A 17,166-nucleotide genomic window follows, 5' to 3' on the forward strand; every position below is an offset into this window, starting at 1 on the left:
TTCTACGAACGGTAGAGCGCGAAGTGCGGTGCACAGTCGATCAGTTGCTGTTTGGTCAACATGAAGACGCCGTCGCCGCCGTTTTCAAACTCTAACCATACAAATGGAATTTCTGGGTACTGATCCATCAGGTGAACCATGCTGTTACCCACTTCGCAAATCAGCACGCCATCATCGGTAAGATAATCAGGCGCACAGGCCAGAATGCGACGCGTCAGTTTCAGTCCATCGCTGCCCGCGGCCAAGCCCAATTCTGGCTCGAAGCGGAACTCTTCCGGTAGATCAGACATATCTTCTTCATCCACATACGGCGGATTAGTGACGATCAGATCGTATTGCAGCGGCGGCAACTCGCGGAACAGATCGGAGCGGATCGGCGTAACGCTTTGATCCAGACCATGCTCCTGAATATTTTGCTCGGTGACAGACAGAACGTCCGTTGAAATATCAACGGCGTCAACTTCGGCTTCTGGGAATGCATAGGCGCAAGCAATCGCAATGCAGCCGCTGCCGGTGCACATATCTAAAATGTGGCTTGGGTTATGGTCGATAATGCCGCTGAAACGGTTGTCGATCAGTTCACCAATTGGAGAGCGCGGAACCAACACGCGCTCATCCACATAGAATTCATGCCCACAGAACCACGCTTTGTTGGTCAGATAGGCAACCGGAATACGGTCGTTAACGCGACGGATCACGCGCTCAACGATGCGATGACGTTCGCTCAACGTTAGACGCGCAGAGCGCATATCTTCAGGAATATCCATTGGCAGGTATAAGGTCGGCAGCACCAGTTGCACGGCTTCGTCCCACGGATTATCAGTGCCGTGACCATAATAGATATTCGCTGCATTAAAACGACTGACGGTCCAGCGCAGCATATCTTGAATGGTGTGCAGCTCATTCACCGCTTCATCGACGAAAATCTTGTCCAAATTAGCCTCCAACAGACCTGTTCTTTGACCCCATGCGCGCCGTAAAAGCGGTCATGAAGTCTCAATAATGAGAAAAGTAAGCAATCCCGTAGTTTGCCATGAAGAGCCCCACAAATCAGCAGGAATATAGCTGGCATGGATATGAGCGCCTATCGCTGCGGAAAGATTGGCGACGAGTTTTTCTTAGATGCTGCGTGAAGTTTAGATACACTACGTGTAAGAGTGACTAAGGCAGATTAATAATGAAGAAAAATAAAACAATCAGCGGTGAAGATGCCGCCCTTTTTCGTGAGTCCATCAGTGGAGCACGTAAGATCGCGCAAGACACCGTGGTACACAAGCCTAAGCGCAGTACACGCAAAATAGCGCCAGAAAAAATGCTGCAAGAGCAAATTGATGCCAGCTTCTATTTCTCAGATGAATTTCAGCCACAGTTAGATAGCGAAGGGCCGATGCGTTATATCCGCCCCGATGCCAGCCATTTTGAGCTTAAAAAACTGCGGCGCGGAGATTATTCACCCGAGCTGTTTTTAGATTTGCATGGTTTAACTCAGCTGCAGGCAAAGCAGGAACTGGGCGCGCTGATCGCAGCATGTCGGCGGGAACATGTGCATTGCGCCTGCGTCATGCACGGTCACGGCAAACATATTCTTAAACAACAAACGCCGCTTTGGCTTGCTCAGCATCCAGACGTAATCGCCTTTCACCAAGCGTCCCGCGAATGGGGCGGCGATGCAGCGTTGTTAGTGTTGATTGAAATTGATGAGCGGGAAGAACGTCGGTAATCGATGGGTGTGGCGGCGATGACCGCCACATTGCCAAAAGCAGATTGCCAAAAAGAGAACGCTAAACTTTCGCCAAGACCTGCGCAGGCCCAACCTGCCAGTCAAATACGCCGCGTTCGGTGCTGATATCGAAAGAGACACCGGCAATCGCAGACGTTGCAAACATCGGCGGGGCTTCTTCTGGACAGAGCTCAGAAACCAAATAGCCAACCAAAGGCAGATGTGAAATCACCAACACGCTGCCAACACCGGTTTTCGCTAACGCTTCTAGATAGCATCCGACCATAGCGGGATCGCCGCCTGGCGTTAGCTCTGGCATGACCTCAACATTTTCAGGTAATGCTAAGCCTTCACGTACTGCCGCCAGCGTTTGCTGGGCTCGCAGATAAGGGCTCACTAACACCTTTTCAATTTTGCATGATTGCGTCTGTAGCCAAGAGGCCATACAGACTGATTCATCGTGACCACGGGTCGTCAGAGGCCTAATTGAATCGCTAGCTGCTTCAAGAGCGGCCTCACCATGACGCATAATAAAAACTTGCATATTGCACCGCTATTGTTGGCTGAATCCTGTACCGTCAGGCCAGAGGGCATTTGACGGTCGGGCATTCTGCCTGATTCGACACAGAATTAACACGCTAATTTTACCGCGCGTTAGTCACGCGGACTGAAAACATCCACGTGGGTATTGATAACAGCACACATAACTGCTGTTTATCTTTTATCCAATATCTAAATATACTACGAAACGCCGCTCAGCGCATCAGCACCGATACCGTCAGTCCAAGGCCGTAAATTACCTTGCACAGAATTGCCTGTATAGAGGCAAACAATGAAAGAGTTGCAAGCAGTGATCGACCTCTCATTCCCAGATAAATGCTTGCAACCAAGCAACATGCAGTTTTATATGAAACTCTACGAATTACGAATAAAAGCGCTGATTTTGCTCTTTCATCCGCAACAATCTCTCACACGGCGTGAAATGTGTTCCATGGCGCACACTGAGCGTCTGCAATATCTCAATCACGTTATCAATGCCTAAACGGTCCATATAACGGAATGGCCCACCCAAAAACGGAGGGAAACCGATGCCAAAAACGGCACCAATATCGCCATCTCTGGCGCTGCGAATAATCCCTTCATCTAAACAGCGAGCAGCTTCGTTGAGCATCAGCATCACGCAACGCTGAAAAATATCTGCGTCACTCATTTGTGGTTTCGGCGTCACACCGAGCAATGAATAAACTGAGGTATCAACCTCTTTCTTGCCCTTTTTCCCTTTGGCTTTATAGAGATAAAAACCGCGGCCGTTCTTACGCCCTTTACGGTTATCTTTAATCAAGGCATCAAACGCCGCGGGTGCCGCAAAGCGCTCGCCCAGTTCAGCCACCAGAATGGGAATGATTTTGGTGCCCACGTCAATACCCACTTCGTCCAACAACGCAAATGGCCCCACAGGGAAGCCGCCTTTCAGCATCGCCTGATCGATGCCATTGATGGACTCCCCTTCTAATAAACAGCGTGCCGCTTCGCTGATATAGGGAACCAAAATGCGGTTTACGTAAAAACCGGCACGATCGCCGACGACAATCGCCGTTTTGCCCTGCTTGTGCGCCAATGCCACCGTGGTCGCAATAGTTTGCTCGCTGGTTCCTGCATGTGGGATCACCTCCACCAGCGGCATTTTGTCTACCGGACTGAAATAGTGCAGGCCGATCACCTGCTCAGGCCGTTGTGCCTGCGCCGCAATCTGACTAATCGGCAGCGATGACGTATTCGAGGCAAAGACAGTATGCGCGGCACCATATTGTTCAATATCAGCCACCATTTGCTGTTTGAGTTTCAGATCCTCAAACACCGCCTCTATCACCACGTCCATCTGATTAAATCCGCTGTAATCCGTGCAGCCGGATAACAACTGCATCTGCTTTTGTCTCTCAGCCGGGCGCATACGACGAGCGCGAACCCGCTTGGTCAACGTATCCCAGCTGTAGCTGAGTGCGTGGCTAATTCCCTGCTCGCTGATATCTTTGATACGCACCGGCAATCCGCCGCGCGTGGCCGTAACACAGGCAATACCGCCGCCCATCAGCCCGCCGCCTAATACGCCGATATGATGTAATGCATGCGGTTTTGCGGCACCTCCAGCCTCTTTTTTCAGCGATGTAGAAGCGAAGAACAGGCTACGTAACGCCGCAGACTCTGGCGTCATAACCAGCTCACCAAATGCCTTCGCTTCAGCTTCATAACCACTGGCGCTACCGTGTTCTAACCCTTGGCGCACCACCTGAATAATTTTTTCCGCCGCCGGATAGTTGCCCTGCGTCTTGGCTAATGTCTTCTTACGCACGATGCTAAACAGCAGCGAACGCCCTAATGGCCCGTTAAGCAGACGTTCGATCACTGGCAGTTCAGGGCGGGTACGCCATCCCTGCCGCGCCAATTGGATCGCGCTTTCCAACAGAATCGAAGCAGGAACTGTGTCATCGACCAGCCCCATTTTCAATGCCTGTTTCGCACGCACATGCCTACCGGTCAGCATCAAATCTAAGGCCTGCGAAGCGCCGATCAAACGCGGCAATCGCTGAGTACCGCCTGAGCCAGGCAGCAAACCAAGCTGTACTTCTGGCAGGCCTAGTGCGGTTTTATCATCCAGTGAACAAATACGACGATGACAGGCTAATGCCAGCTCCAAGCCGCCGCCTAAGCAAGCGCCGTGGATAGCCGCGACCACAGGAATGGAAAGCGCGGCGATCTTCGCCAGCGTAACCTGCCCTTTTTGTGCCAATGAGCGCGCCTGTTGCTCACTTTGGCAGGCATCAAGCATGGTGATATCCGCACCGGCAATAAATGAATCCGGCTTTCCAGAAATAATCACAATGCCCTGTAACTTGTGCGTTTGCGCCTGTTGCAACACGTCTTCGATCTGCTGCACAAATTCTGCTTTAAGCGTATTCACGCGCTCGCCGGGCACATCGATGGTAATCACACCGATATCGTTGTCTACCACGCTAAAACGAAAAGCGCTCGGCTGAGTTTCTTGCATGGCGAGGTTTTCCTGAACTGACATTATTCCACCTCCACGATCATGGCAGCACCGAGCCCACCCGCGGCGCAGGCGGTCGTCAGCCCAAGCCCTCCGCCGCGACGGCGTAATTCATTCAGCGTCTGTGTGATCATGCGCGCTCCGGTTGCGGCAAAAGGATGTCCATACGCAATAGAGCCACCTAATACGTTGAACTTATTCATATCGACTTCACCAATCGCCTGCGGGCGGCCCAATTTTTCGCGCGCAAACTCATCGCTGGCAAACATTTTTAAATTCGCCAACGTTTGTGATGCAAAAGCTTCATGCATATCAATCAGGGTGAGATCCTGCAACGTGATACCGGCGCGATCTAATGCCAGCGGCGTCGCATACGACGGCCCAAGCAGCATATCCTCCCAAACATCGATCGCAGAGAATGCAAAGCTGCGCAGATAGCCTAACGGGACTAACCCCAGCTCACGCGCGCGTGATTCACTCATCATCAGCACCGCGGCGGCACCATCGGTTAATGGCGTACTGTTCGCCGCCGTTACGCTACCGTGGCGGCGATCGAAGGCGGGTTTAAGTTTGCTATAAGAGGCCATAGAAGAATCGCTGCGCACGTTATTGTCTTTATCGAGCGACTGCTTGTAAGGCGGAATATAGGCAGTGATAACTTCATCGCGCAAAACGCCTGATTCCCACGCTTTCGCCGCTAAGGTATGCGAGCGATGCGCCAAGGCGTCCTGTTCTTCTCGGCTAATGTGATGGCTTTTTGCCATCTGTTCCGCGGTGTCGCCCATACGCAGCCCGGTTGAATACTCCGCAACCGCAGGAGGCACCGGCAGGAGATCGCGTAGCTTCAGCTTGCTGAATAATTTCAAACGTTGGGACAACGTGCGCGCTTTGTTGGCATCGACCAGCGTGCGCGCCAGTGCCTTGCTAACGCCAATGGGGAGAACCGAGGACGAATCAGCGCCCCCCGCAATACCCACAGAAATGGTACCCGCCATAATGCTCTCTGCCACGTTGGCTATTGCCTGAAAACTGGTGGCACAGGCTCGCGATACGCTGTAAGCGTCGGTATGAATGCTCATTCCGGTACCTAAAACAATTTCTCGTGCAATATTCGGTGCTTCTGGCATTTGCACCACCTGCCCAAACACCAGTTGATCGATAGCCTCAGGAGAAATATTGCTGCGAGCCAGTAATTCACTCACGACCATTTTGCCTAAATCAACGGCAGGAATGCCATGAAACGCCGTCGCTTGACGAGCAAAGGGCGTTCTTAGTCCCTGCACAATCGCGATGCGATCGCCTGTGCGAGTCGTCAGAGCCAATGGGGATGACAAAGGAAGTGCCTGACTCATTTTGTGCTCCTGCGCAATACGCTAAAAATACCAAAATTGTTACCAAACCCTGAACGATGAACGTGGGGCGAACATGATTCGCATCTCGCTTTCAGTTAACAGGTCTGACCTGATAGCGTAAATTCTTAACTCAATTTTTACATTTAGCAAACAACAAAACGTAAGAACTGAGACCAGAAGCAGGTTTCTTATTCACAGAGAATGTGGGAGAAGGAGAATAGATTTCGAGGAAATAATATAGCTAGTGAATATATGCACGGATAAAAATAGAAATACAGGCACATTAGCGGCTTTATTTAAATATAAAAAAAGCGCGGCCTAAGCCACGCTTAAAATACGACCAACTCACGCGATGCGATTAACGCAGGCCAAGTTGGAAAATTAGAGTTTCAGCTTCACAGGCAAAAGCAAAATCAACGGTCAGCGCATAGCTTTCTGCTGTTTTAGTGATGTTGCTCTTAATTTCACATGGGTCTGATTCAATACCACGTGCTTTTTGTGTCAGCTGTTCCAGCATGGCTTTCGCATCAGCTTCCGTAGCAAATACATTGCTATAGGATGCGGTGCAGTCGGTGTTATCCATGATGGTGCCGACATCAACGCAACAGCAAGCGGCTGTTTCTTGTGCACTGCATTTTTTAATAGCATCAGTCATTTCAATCATCTCCTCGATGGGGAATGAACCCCTTTTATATCGCCAATTATGATCTGGCTCAAAAAATATAAAAACTGTGGGTATTTTACTCCTCTCCCACCACAGAGACTAGTGATATGCCAGATGAATGACATTAAGTGAGCAAAATCACATTATTTGGCGGTTATTTCTCCGCACTTGTAATCAGTTCTTTATTAGTTCCGTTGTTTTTTGTTACAGAGATCTCTTTTCTTGAATCAATTTGGAAATATTTAATAAACATTCTTGCAACATACCAAGAGGTCAGACCTATACTCAGCTCACTGGTCTGATTTGTCAGATCGAACTCGGACCCTACAATCCGCGCTCCTTGTTACAGTACGCAACATAGTTTAAATAAAACACACAATAATGAGGTTTCGGTCATGCGCCAGAAAAACCTGTTTACTAAGTCAGCATTAGCTGCAGCAGTGGCACTGCTTTCATCAAACGTCAATGCCGCTGGTTTCCAGCTGAATGAGTTCTCAGCCGCTGGCTTGGGCCGAGCCTATTCCGGTGAAGGCGCCATCGCAGATACCCCGGCATCTGCCAGTCGCAACCCGGCACTATTGAGCATGTACGATCGCCCAGCGATGTCTATCGGCGGCGTATTCATCGATCCAGACGTTGATATCTCTGGTCGTTCTCCAAGCGGTCAGAGCCTGAACGCGAAAAACATCGCACCAACCGCATGGGTACCTAACTTCCATTACGTACAGCCGATCAACGACCAATGGGCCGTAGGCGCGTCTGTCACCTCTAACTATGGTCTGGCAACCGAGTTTAACGATAACTACGCAGCAGGCTCTATGGGCGGTACTACCGACCTGACCACTGCTAACCTGAACCTGAGCGCAGCATACCGTGCCAACGAGCATTTCAGCTTCGGTTTAGGCTTTGATGCGGTCTACGCCAAGGCTAAGATTGACCGCTACGCAGGTGACCTGCCGCTGCTGATTGCAGGTTCAGGCAAGTTGCCACCTGCTCTTGCGGGCCAGGTCGCACAAATCCCTGCGAATACTCAGATCAGCCACCTGAAAGGTGATGAGTGGGGCTTTGGTTGGAACGCAGGTATCCTTTATGAAGTGGATGAAAACAACCGCTTCGGCTTTACCTATCGTTCAGAAGTCAAAATCGACTTCGACGGTGATTACAAAAGCGACCTGCCATCTTCTCTGAACGGCATTGGTTCAATGATTGGTCTGCCTGCGGGTACCGATGGCAGAACCGTTCCAGGTTCTCTGACCTTAAACCTGCCTGAAATGTGGGAAGTCTCTGGTTACCACAAAGTGGCGCCACAGTGGGCCGTTCACTACAGCCTGGCATACACCAGCTGGAGCCAGTTCCAAGAACTGAAAGCGAAAGGTTCTAACGGCCAGACGCTGTTCTATAAAGACGAAGGCTTCAAAGATGCTTACCGCATCGCGATCGGTACCACTTACTTCTACGACGACAACTGGACCTTCCGTACCGGTATCGCGTTCGATGATAGCCCAGTACCAGCCGGTACTCGTTCTATCTCGATTCCCGATCAGGATCGCGCATGGATCAGTGCGGGTACCAGCTACGCCTTCAACAAAGATGCTTCTGTTGACGTAGGTGTTTCCTATATGCACGGCTCAAAAGTGACCATCAACGAAGGTCCATACGAGTTCAAGTCTGAAGGTAAAGCGTGGCTGTACGGCGCTAACTTCAACTACGCGTTCTAATTTTTAAAACGCATCGCTATCTAAAAGCGCCCTTCTGGGCGCTTTTTTGTTTGGGAAAATATAAGTTTCAGGCATAAAAAAAGCGCCCTAAGGCGCTTTCTCACATCAAGCTTAGCGTCAGTTTGAATCGATATCTTTCAAGTCATCCTGAATCGCGGACGCATTCGGATTGATTGGCGCGGTTAGCTGTCCACCGGTTGCCAAGAAATCGTAGCGTTGGAAATACGCTTCGCGCATAAAGATATAAGGATCTGAAGAATTTTTCAGCAGGCCATCAGAATCCAGTAACTGTGCACGCGTTTCGATACCTTCAACCACCCATTTACCCGCAGACATCCAGAATGTCAGCCAGCTTAAGGTTGGATACAGATAGTCAACGTAGTCACCGCCGTCCTGACGTGGCGTCACGCTGCCGTAACCCGGAAGCACAACATACGGGCCATAAGGCACGTCGTAATAACCTAGCGTGCTACCAAAACGATGCGGCTCCTGCTTCGCTAACTTAGGATTCGCCATCGTGGCAACATCAATGAAGCCGCCCATACCTAAAATAGTATTCAGGAAGAAGCGGTTAAAGTGCACGAAGCCATCGTAAACCTTGCCTTCAAGGAAGCTGTTCACCATGCTAGCCGGTTCTTCAAGGTTGCTGGTGAAGTTCGAGATACCGGTTCTTGCAGGCACGGGTACGTAGTCTCGCCAAGCGACGGCGACAGGACGCAGTACATACGGGTCTAGATAGTCATAGTTCACGCTAAACATCGCGCGGTTAAAACCCTCTAACGGGTCAGATCGCCCCTGAGCTTCTGGTTTAGATGAACTAGACGCACACCCCGCCAGCAATACGCTTGCCAGAGCCACTCCTGTCAGCCGAAGTTTCATATCTTCTCCATGAAAAGGGACCGCTGATAACCGGCTGAAAATTGACTCTGCCGTCAGCGATCCTCATATTTTTATTCTGATCGTTCTTATGCCCAGATGCTTAGGTCTTTGCAACAGACGATTTATGGTACTTGATGATCAATCTGTACGCTAATCTGACTCTCTTTATTATAGGGCATAACCGCACTTTCACCGAACCAGTCACCCGGTTGCGGATTGGCTAAACCATCTCGAGAGATCCGCGCACGCACCTTCACCTGCTTTTGTGCCGAAAGCAAACGCTCGGGCATCATGGCATTCGCATCGGATAACGATACCGTAACCGGGAAATGCCCCAAAGGCAGTTGTTTAACCGCCACAGGAATAGGCGCAACGCCATCGGTTACAGACACCACCAGTACCGCCGTGGGCGGCAATTGGCGTTCGACATCCGGTGGCAGATTAATCGTGACACTCAGCTGCGTATTATCCTCACCAGACTGCGCTTTGGCTTGCTCAATGCTGCGCTTTAACACTTCGCGGCGGCTATCATTTTCCGGCAACACGCGCAGCATCATCTCCCACGCACCGATTGCTTTCTTATAGTCACCCTGCTCGAAAGCATTAAAGGCTAACAAGCTGAGAACCCGCACATCTTGATGGTTGCGCGCCATCATATTGCCCAACATATCCGCCGCTTGCTTATTATCTTCCGGATCGTTGGAGCGAGTAAGCACTTCAGCGTAGCCCAGTGCTACTTCCGGCTCATTCGGTGCTAATTGATACGCATGAGAAAACGCCTGAGTTGCGGTCGTTGCATTATTCAGCGCCATACCGATACGGCCTAACATTACCCAGTCAGCCACATTGCGCGGATCGGTTTGCAGCTCGGTACGCAAGCCTAATCCTAAACGCGCAATCTCTTCCATCGTCAGCGGCTGCTTATCTTCATTCATCACGCGCTCACGCAGGGAAGGCATTTCGCTCATGACCAAATTCCAGCCCTGAACCTGCGCCAGACCGCCGGTTTTAAGATAAAAACCAACGGAAATCAGCACCAAAATAACCACGCCCGGCAGTAAAACCCAGCGGTTTAACGGCTCAGGTTTCGCCGCTTGTGCATCAGGAACATCAGACAGCAGGTTTTGCTGTAGCTCCTCAATCATCACCTGACGCTCAGCCACCACGCCCTGCTCTTCGTCTTGCTCAAGCTCTTGCAAACGCTGATGGTAAAAACGCGTATTAAGGCGATCGCGATCTTCCGGCAGATCGCGCTGAGGCTGACGTAGCACTGGAACCAGCAATAATGCGGCAGCGATAATCAACAAAACTAAAACTATCAACCAAAAAGCCATTATTAATGTTCCCTGTCGCTGTCGTTAAGTAGCTGGTTTAAACGTTGTTTCTCGGCCTCGCTGAGCGTCTCGCTGCTCGATACCTCAGGCTCGTTAGGACGGCGACGGCGTGCTCGGGTAATCACCACGATTGCGCCCAGTAAAACAAACAGCGCAGGGCCAGCCCAAAGAATAAGGGTCGCTGCGGTTAACGGCGGCTCATAGGTGACGAAGTTGCCATAACGCGCCACCATATATTCAGTAATCTGCTTGTTGGTGTAGCCCTTTTCCATCAGCTCATACACTTTCTGACGCATATCGGAGGCGATGATAGCGTTAGAATCTGCGATGCTGTTGTTCTGGCATTTTGGACAGCGCAGCTGTTCGGTTAACTCACGATACTGCTGCTCTTGTTCCACGCTTTTAAAGCTATAGGTATCTATGGCTGCCCATGCGCTCACCGAAAGCATAATGCCCGCCAGCGCACTAACCCATCGTAGCATTCGCATTATTTAGCTCCTTCATATTGGCGGTATAAAGGCTCGATCTCTTGTTGCCATACGCGATCGTTGAGATCGCCCGCATGGCGATAGCGAATAATGCCATTACCATCGATCAGGAAAGTTTCAGGTGCGCCATAAACGCCGAGATCCAAACCCAACATGCCGTCGCCGTCATACAGGCTTAACGCATAAGGATTCCCTAAATCATTCAGCCATTTGACCGCTTTCTGGCGGTCATCTTTATAGTTCAGCCCAACGACGCGGATCCCTTTCGCCGCCAGCTTATTCAGATACTGATGCTCGGCATAGCAGGTTGGACACCATGTGGCCCATACGTTCAGCAACATCGGTTTGCCGTCGTGCAGCACGCCTTGGTCAAAGGTTTTGCCCGGCTGATCCAACGATTCCAGCTTGAATTCAGGAACAGGTTTGCCGATCAACGCAGATTCCAGCATGGTGGGATCTTCCCCACCCGCGTTGCGCTGTAGCTGGATAACAAACGCCAGCACCAGCAGCATAAATAACACTAACGGGATAAAGAGCAGCTTGCGATTCATGCTGTTTTCTCCGCTTTCTCTTGTTGTGCCTTTTCTTTACGGCTTGAGCGATAGCGCGGGTCGAGCATGCATAACACGCCGCCAATCGCCATCAGCACGCCGCCGTACCAAATCCAGCGTACAAAAGGCTTGTAATAAAGACGCACAGCCCACGCGCCGTCATCGAGTTCTTCACCCAATGCCGCATACAGATCGCGGGTTAAACCGCCGTCAATAGCCGCTTCGGTCATCATGCTGCGCGCGGTCGCGTAGTAACGCTTTTCGGCACGCAGCGTGGCTTCTGGCTTGCCGTCGCGCGTAACATCAATGATGCCCACGCCGCCGGTATAGTTCGGGCCTTTGATGTCATGCACATCGCGGAACACAAAGTGATAATTGTGAATATCGACGCTATCACCAGACTTCATGCGTACATCGCGCTCGATGCTGTAGCTTTGGCTAAAGGCGATACCAATTACCGTCACGGCAACGCCCAAATGGCCTAGCACCATGCCCCAATGGCTACGAGGCAGTTTAGTCAGCCCCTTCCAGAAACCGTGGCGATGCGTAGCGCGCTCATGCAATTCCATCAGCGTAAGAATCACTACCCAGATTGCCATCAGCAGACCAACCACCGTCATCCCTTCAACGCGGTCCTGCATTAGCCAAGGCAGCAGCACGGAAAGGATCACAGTTACAACCATCGCAACCAACAAACGTTTCCAGAACTTAGCCGGTTCATCACGACGCCAGCGCACTAACGGTCCAACGCCTAGCAGCAGCGCGAACGGCGCCATCAGCCAGGTAAACATCGAGTTAAAGAAAGGCTCACCGATAGAAATACTGCCCAAGCCAAGCTGTTTATGCACCAGCGGCAACAACGTCCCTAACAGCACCACCAGCATGGCAGCAACTAACAGCACGTTGTTTCCTAGCAAGAAGGTTTCGCGTGAAAACACCTCGTGCTGCGTGCGGCTACGAACCTGCGCACCTTTGACCGCATACAGCAGCAATGAGCCACCGATGACGATAACCAAATAGGCCAGAATGAACATTCCACGCGCCGGATCGGAAGCGAATGAGTGCACTGAAACTAATACGCCGGAACGTACAAGGAACGTCCCCAACAGGCACAGAGAAAAAGCCGTGATCGCTAGCAGCACCGTCCACGCTTTGAACGTCCCGCGTTTTTCAGTTACCGCCAACGAGTGCAGCAGCGCCGTACCCGCCAGCCATGGCATAAAGGAAGCATTTTCTACCGGATCCCAGAACCACCAGCCGCCCCAGCCCAGCTCGTAATAGGCCCAAGCGGAACCTAAAACAATGCCCATGGTGAGGAAAATCCATGCTGCCATCGTCCACGGACGTGACCAACGCGCCCATGCGGTATCTAAGCGCCCCGCCATCAGTGACGCAATGGAGAACGCAAAGGCGACCGAGAATCCAACATAGCCCATATACAGCAGTGGTGGATGGAAAATCAGACCAATATCCTGCAACAGCGGATTCAGATCGCTGCCGTCAATAGGGAAGTTCGGTAACGTGCGCGTAAAGGGGTTGGAGGTGAGAATAATGAACAGCAAGAAGCCGACGTTAATCATCCCCATCACCGACAGCACGCGTGCCACCGAGTCCTGCGGCATGCTGCGGCTAAATAGCGCCACGGCCAGCGTCCAACAGCTTAACAGCAGCACCCAGAGGAGAAGCGATCCCTCATGTGCGCCCCACGTTGCTGCGATGCGGTAATAGACCGGAAGCTGGGTATTCGAGTTTGCCGCAACGTAGGAAACCGTAAAATCGTTGGTAATAAAGGCATACACCAAACAACCAAATGAAATCGCAATGCTAAAGAACAAACCATAGGTCAATGGACGCGCCACTGACATCATGCGCACATCTTGCCGCGCTGCACCCCATAGCGGATAAATGCTCAGCAATACGGAGAGCGCTAATGAGAGCGATAGCAGGAAATTGCCAATTTCAGGGATCATGACTGCGGGCTCCCCGCATTCGCATTGCCACTATTCTGCTGATAGGACTCAGCTGGGCGATTATGGTTTTGCTCCATCGCTTCTTTTACCTCAGGTGGCGTATATTTTTCATCGTGTTTTGCCAGCACTTCTTTGGCATGCACCACGTTGTCTTCACCCATCACGCCTTGTGCAACGACGCCCTGCCCTTCGCGGAATAAATCCGGCAAGATACCTTCGTAAGTCACACCAATAGCGCCATGCGCATCGTAGATTTTAAATGAGACTTTCAGGCTTTGCTGATCGCGTTTCACCGACCCAGGCATCACCATCCCGCCAATACGCAAACGCTGACCCACTTCAGGCTTCTCATGGTTTTCACCTTTACCCTGTAGGATCTCCGTTGGCGTATAAAACAGATCAATATTCGAGCGCAATGCATAAAGCACCAAAGTGATCGTCACTGCCAAGCCGAGTAAAACGACAATGGCCAGATAGAGGCGACTCTTACGACGCGGATTCATGATGATTGCTCTCCTTGTGAAGCTGACGAAGCGCGCTGCTGACCCTGCGCTTGTTTCATTCGCTGTTCACGCGCCTGATGGCGGCGAACTTCAGTCAAAATTTGGCGGCGTTGCCACTGGGTATGGCAAACCAATAAAAGTAATGGGATAAGCGTTGCGGCAACAGAAAGCCAAACGTAAAAGGCATAACCGCCCATCGCGAAGAAATCCTGCCAAGAGGAAAATGCTGGGCTCATCAGGAACGCTCCTTAGGCTGATTTCTTAGGCGAGGGTTCACTAACGCATTTACCCAAGGACGTCTACGCTCTTGCAGTAAAATTAAATTGCGTAAACGCATCAACGTTAAGGTGATGAAGAAAAACAGGTAGCCGAAGATCGCCCAACGCAGCGGATAGCGCATGCTCGGATCAATGGTATTTTGCATATTGGTCGATCCCTGATGCAGGGTATTCCACCACTCAACGGAGAAATGAATAATCGGCAGATTGACCACGCCAACGAGAACCAGAATACCGGCGGCGCGACCAGCAGTACGGCGATCCTCAAAGGCGTTATACAACGCAATGGCGCCTAAATAGAGGAACAGCAGCACCAGCTCGGAGGTTAAACGCGCATCCCAAACCCACCACGTTCCCCACATCGGTTTGCCCCAAGCCGATCCTGTCGCCAGCGCAATAAAGGTAAACACCGCGCCAACCGGAGCCATCGCCGCGCTGACCAGATCGGACATTTTCATCTGCCAGACCAAACCGATAAACGCCGCAATCGCCATGGAGGCATAGATCCCCATCGACCAGATAGCCGCAGGCACATGGATGTACATAATGCGATAGCTATTACCCTGCTGGTAATCGGACGGCGCATAGCCAAAGCCCCAGATCCAACCCACTAACAGGCATACCGCCCCGGCTAATCCAAGCCACGGGACGAACTTACCGCAAAGATGATAAAGCCGCTCAGGCTTGGCAAGCTGATGTAGCCATTTCCACATTGAGATTTATGCTCACAAAACGAAAAATTTTTGTCTCGGCGTCACTGCCGAAACCCCACAAAAAGGCGCTGTCTTCTACTGCTTGCAGGCTCTTTTCAGACAATCTACTTTCATACCGCAATACATATTCGTTCGTTAGTTTGACGCATGATACTAGCGACAAACAAAAAGGTTTTGTTAATAGCTGAATTCGGCTTTACCGAATACGCTATTGCACGCTAACCCGAAGCGCAGCTGCCGCAGCAAAAGGCGACAGCGTAATACTTCCCGCCAGCATCGCGCCTAAAATGGCCAAATACCCACCGATAGGCATTCCCATCGAAGCCGCATCAATTGCCGACGTCGCAAAAATCAGGATAGGTATATAAAGAGGCAGCACCAGCAAGCTCAACAAAACGCCGCCTTTGCGCAATCCAACCGTTAACGCAACGCCAATCGAACCAATAAAGCTCAACGTCGGGGTGCCAAGCAACAGCGTTAATGCCACAGCCCACCACGTTGCCATATCAAAAGAGAGCAATAGCGCCACTAACGGAGAAAGGATTAGCAGCGGTAGTCCTGTCACCAGCCAATGGGCCAATACCTTTGCCAACACCGTTAACGCTAGCGGAGATGGCGTGAGCATCAGTTGCTCTAGGGTGCCATCCAGATAATCGTCTTTAAACAATCGTTCTAACGAAAGTAACGCCGCCAGCAAAGCCGCAACCCAGACCACGCCTGGGGCGATACGCGCCAACAGTTGGGGTTCAGGACCGATACTTAATGGAAACAGCGTAATGACAATCAAAAAGAACCACAGCGGATTAATAATTTCAGCGCCGTTGCGAAAGGCAATTTTCAGCTCGCGGCGCAAAACGGTCATGATCATAGTGCCGTTTCCTCTCCGCTTAGGCGCAACTTACGCATGCGATAATCCAAATCCTGATGCGTGGTCAGCAAAATAATGCCTCCCGAGCGCGTATGTTGCTCAAACAGTGCGATCAACTTCGCCACGCCGGATTTATCAATGGCGGTAAGCGGTTCGTCTAAAATCCAGAGCTTGGCTTTACTCAGCCAGAGTCGCGCCAGCGCAACTCGGCGCTGCTGTCCGGCAGAAAGCTGGGCAACGGGAACGTCTTCATAGCCGATAAGATCAACCTGAGCCAGTGCGTCCCAAATCGCATCTTGATTATTATCGCCTTGCACTTCTTGATAAAACGCGAGGTTTTCGAACGGCGTTAACACCGATTTCACCCCGGCCTGATGGCCAAGATAAATCATCTGCTGTTGATACTCTTCGCGCTGTTTACGAATCGATTTTTGCTGCCACTGAATATCGCCACTTTCAGGCTGAGACAGTCCGGCAATCATCCGTAGCAAGGTGGTTTTTCCTGCCCCATTGGGGCCTTCTATTTGCACCATTTCACCCGCATTAACCTGAAAACTAAGCTGGCTAAACAGCACTCGCTCGTCACGGCTACAGGTTAGAAGGGAGATATTCAGCATCGAAGAATGTATTCCTAAAATCGAGATAGCACATCATATCATAAGCCTATAACAGCTCGTACCCCGCAGCCTGTGCGAAAACTACCCACATGGAGGTAAAATTCCGCGTCAGATCAAGGAGTGATATCACACCCCATCCAGCAGAGCACCGCCAATAGTGAGATTAGCACGCCTCCCTCTCCACCGATGCAGCGTTACGGCGAGTTACATTTGATTAATATATTTCATAAACACATAACATGGGGGAATATCGAAAAGAGAAAGTAACGCGCTTTACGAGGAAAACTTCACAAGATTGGTGACAAAGCAGGCAATCAACACCAACCACACTTATTCTATTGATAAAAATGCGTATAATGACGGCCGTTGTCCTCTTAGTTAAATGGATATAACGAGCCCCTCCTAAGGGCTAGTTGCAGGTTCGATTCCTGCAGGGGACACCATTATATCGTTCGCCACCATCCG

The 17,166-nt window shown here is 51.0% G+C and carries 17 protein-coding genes and 1 tRNA gene; 3 read left to right on the forward strand and 15 right to left on the reverse strand.

Going from position 1 to position 17,166, the window contains the following annotated elements; translation table 11 throughout:
* Window positions 1-2: 2 nt before the first annotated feature.
* Window positions 3-935, reverse strand: a complete 933-nt coding sequence (prmB, locus tag U0008_RS14140; RefSeq protein ID WP_025797764.1) for a 50S ribosomal protein L3 N(5)-glutamine methyltransferase — start codon at window positions 933-935, stop codon at window positions 3-5.
* Between the two features lie 242 nt (window positions 936-1,177).
* On the opposite strand from prmB, the gene smrB reads away from it, so the two are divergent.
* Window positions 1,178-1,720: an endonuclease SmrB gene (smrB, locus tag U0008_RS14145; protein WP_040045550.1), complete on the forward strand. Its 543-nt coding sequence runs from the start codon at window positions 1,178-1,180 to the stop codon at window positions 1,718-1,720.
* A 61-nt stretch (window positions 1,721-1,781) separates the two neighbouring features.
* On the opposite strand, the gene sixA is transcribed toward smrB, so the two are convergent.
* From sixA to U0008_RS14165, 4 genes are all read right to left on the reverse strand, one after another.
* The gene (sixA, locus tag U0008_RS14150) at window positions 1,782-2,264 is read right to left on the reverse strand and encodes a phosphohistidine phosphatase SixA (RefSeq protein WP_043494257.1); all 483 of its coding nucleotides are present in this window, start codon (window positions 2,262-2,264) and stop codon (window positions 1,782-1,784) included.
* A gap of 378 nt (window positions 2,265-2,642) precedes the next feature.
* Window positions 2,643-4,790, reverse strand: coding sequence for a fatty acid oxidation complex subunit alpha FadJ (gene fadJ / locus U0008_RS14155; RefSeq protein WP_043494260.1), 2,148 nt, complete (start codon window positions 4,788-4,790; stop codon window positions 2,643-2,645).
* Entirely contained in the window at window positions 4,790-6,118 is a 1,329-nt protein-coding gene (gene fadI / locus U0008_RS14160) for an acetyl-CoA C-acyltransferase FadI (protein ID WP_043494262.1), read from the reverse strand. Before fadI ends, fadJ begins: the two co-directional genes overlap by 1 nt.
* A gap of 358 nt (window positions 6,119-6,476) precedes the next feature.
* The gene (locus U0008_RS14165; RefSeq protein ID WP_080723956.1) at window positions 6,477-6,773 is read right to left on the reverse strand and encodes a YfcZ/YiiS family protein; all 297 of its coding nucleotides are present in this window, start codon (window positions 6,771-6,773) and stop codon (window positions 6,477-6,479) included.
* Between the two features lie 404 nt (window positions 6,774-7,177).
* On the opposite strand from U0008_RS14165, the gene fadL reads away from it, so the two are divergent.
* Entirely contained in the window at window positions 7,178-8,500 is a 1,323-nt protein-coding gene (gene fadL, locus U0008_RS14170; RefSeq protein ID WP_043494264.1) for a long-chain fatty acid transporter FadL, read from the forward strand.
* 117 nt (window positions 8,501-8,617) lie between these two features.
* Here fadL and mlaA read toward each other — a convergent pair whose 3' ends face one another.
* The 10 genes from mlaA to ccmA form a co-directional block, all read right to left on the reverse strand.
* A complete protein-coding gene (gene mlaA / locus U0008_RS14175) occupies window positions 8,618-9,379 on the reverse strand; it encodes a phospholipid-binding lipoprotein MlaA (RefSeq protein WP_043494267.1) in 762 nt (253 codons plus the stop codon).
* Window positions 9,380-9,501: 122 nt separating this feature from the next.
* Entirely contained in the window at window positions 9,502-10,713 is a 1,212-nt protein-coding gene (gene ccmI, locus U0008_RS14180) for a c-type cytochrome biogenesis protein CcmI (protein ID WP_043494269.1), read from the reverse strand.
* Window positions 10,714-10,715: 2 nt separating this feature from the next.
* Window positions 10,716-11,195: a cytochrome c-type biogenesis protein gene (locus U0008_RS14185; protein WP_369828323.1), complete on the reverse strand. Its 480-nt coding sequence runs from the start codon at window positions 11,193-11,195 to the stop codon at window positions 10,716-10,718.
* Between the two features lie 5 nt (window positions 11,196-11,200).
* Window positions 11,201-11,752, reverse strand: coding sequence for a DsbE family thiol:disulfide interchange protein (locus U0008_RS14190; RefSeq protein WP_025797743.1), 552 nt, complete (start codon window positions 11,750-11,752; stop codon window positions 11,201-11,203).
* Window positions 11,749-13,722 carry a heme lyase CcmF/NrfE family subunit gene (locus U0008_RS14195; RefSeq protein WP_043494274.1) on the reverse strand — a complete coding sequence of 658 codons (1,974 nt, stop codon included), beginning with the start codon at window positions 13,720-13,722 and terminating at the stop codon, window positions 11,749-11,751. The genes U0008_RS14190 and U0008_RS14195 overlap by 4 nt, the downstream gene beginning before the upstream one ends.
* Window positions 13,719-14,225 carry a cytochrome c maturation protein CcmE gene (ccmE, locus tag U0008_RS14200; RefSeq protein ID WP_043494276.1) on the reverse strand — a complete coding sequence of 169 codons (507 nt, stop codon included), beginning with the start codon at window positions 14,223-14,225 and terminating at the stop codon, window positions 13,719-13,721. Before ccmE ends, U0008_RS14195 begins: the two co-directional genes overlap by 4 nt.
* Complete coding sequence (ccmD, locus tag U0008_RS14205; RefSeq protein WP_025797738.1) at window positions 14,222-14,461, reverse strand: heme exporter protein CcmD; 240 nt, start codon at window positions 14,459-14,461, stop codon at window positions 14,222-14,224. The genes ccmE and ccmD overlap by 4 nt, the downstream gene beginning before the upstream one ends.
* On the reverse strand, window positions 14,461-15,216 hold the full coding sequence (locus U0008_RS14210; RefSeq protein ID WP_043494279.1) for a heme ABC transporter permease: 756 nt from the start codon (window positions 15,214-15,216) through the stop codon (window positions 14,461-14,463). Before U0008_RS14210 ends, ccmD begins: the two co-directional genes overlap by 1 nt.
* A gap of 208 nt (window positions 15,217-15,424) precedes the next feature.
* Window positions 15,425-16,084 carry a heme exporter protein CcmB gene (ccmB, locus tag U0008_RS14215; RefSeq protein WP_025797734.1) on the reverse strand — a complete coding sequence of 220 codons (660 nt, stop codon included), beginning with the start codon at window positions 16,082-16,084 and terminating at the stop codon, window positions 15,425-15,427.
* A complete protein-coding gene (ccmA, locus tag U0008_RS14220) occupies window positions 16,081-16,701 on the reverse strand; it encodes a cytochrome c biogenesis heme-transporting ATPase CcmA (RefSeq protein ID WP_025797732.1) in 621 nt (206 codons plus the stop codon). Before ccmA ends, ccmB begins: the two co-directional genes overlap by 4 nt.
* A 368-nt stretch (window positions 16,702-17,069) precedes the next feature.
* Here ccmA and U0008_RS14225 point away from each other — a divergent pair.
* Window positions 17,070-17,144: transfer RNA gene (locus tag U0008_RS14225), tRNA-Arg, on the forward strand.
* Window positions 17,145-17,166: the final 22 nt, after the last annotated feature.

Source organism: Hafnia alvei (genome assembly GCF_034424155.1).
Lineage (GTDB): Bacteria > Pseudomonadota > Gammaproteobacteria > Enterobacterales > Enterobacteriaceae > Hafnia > Hafnia alvei.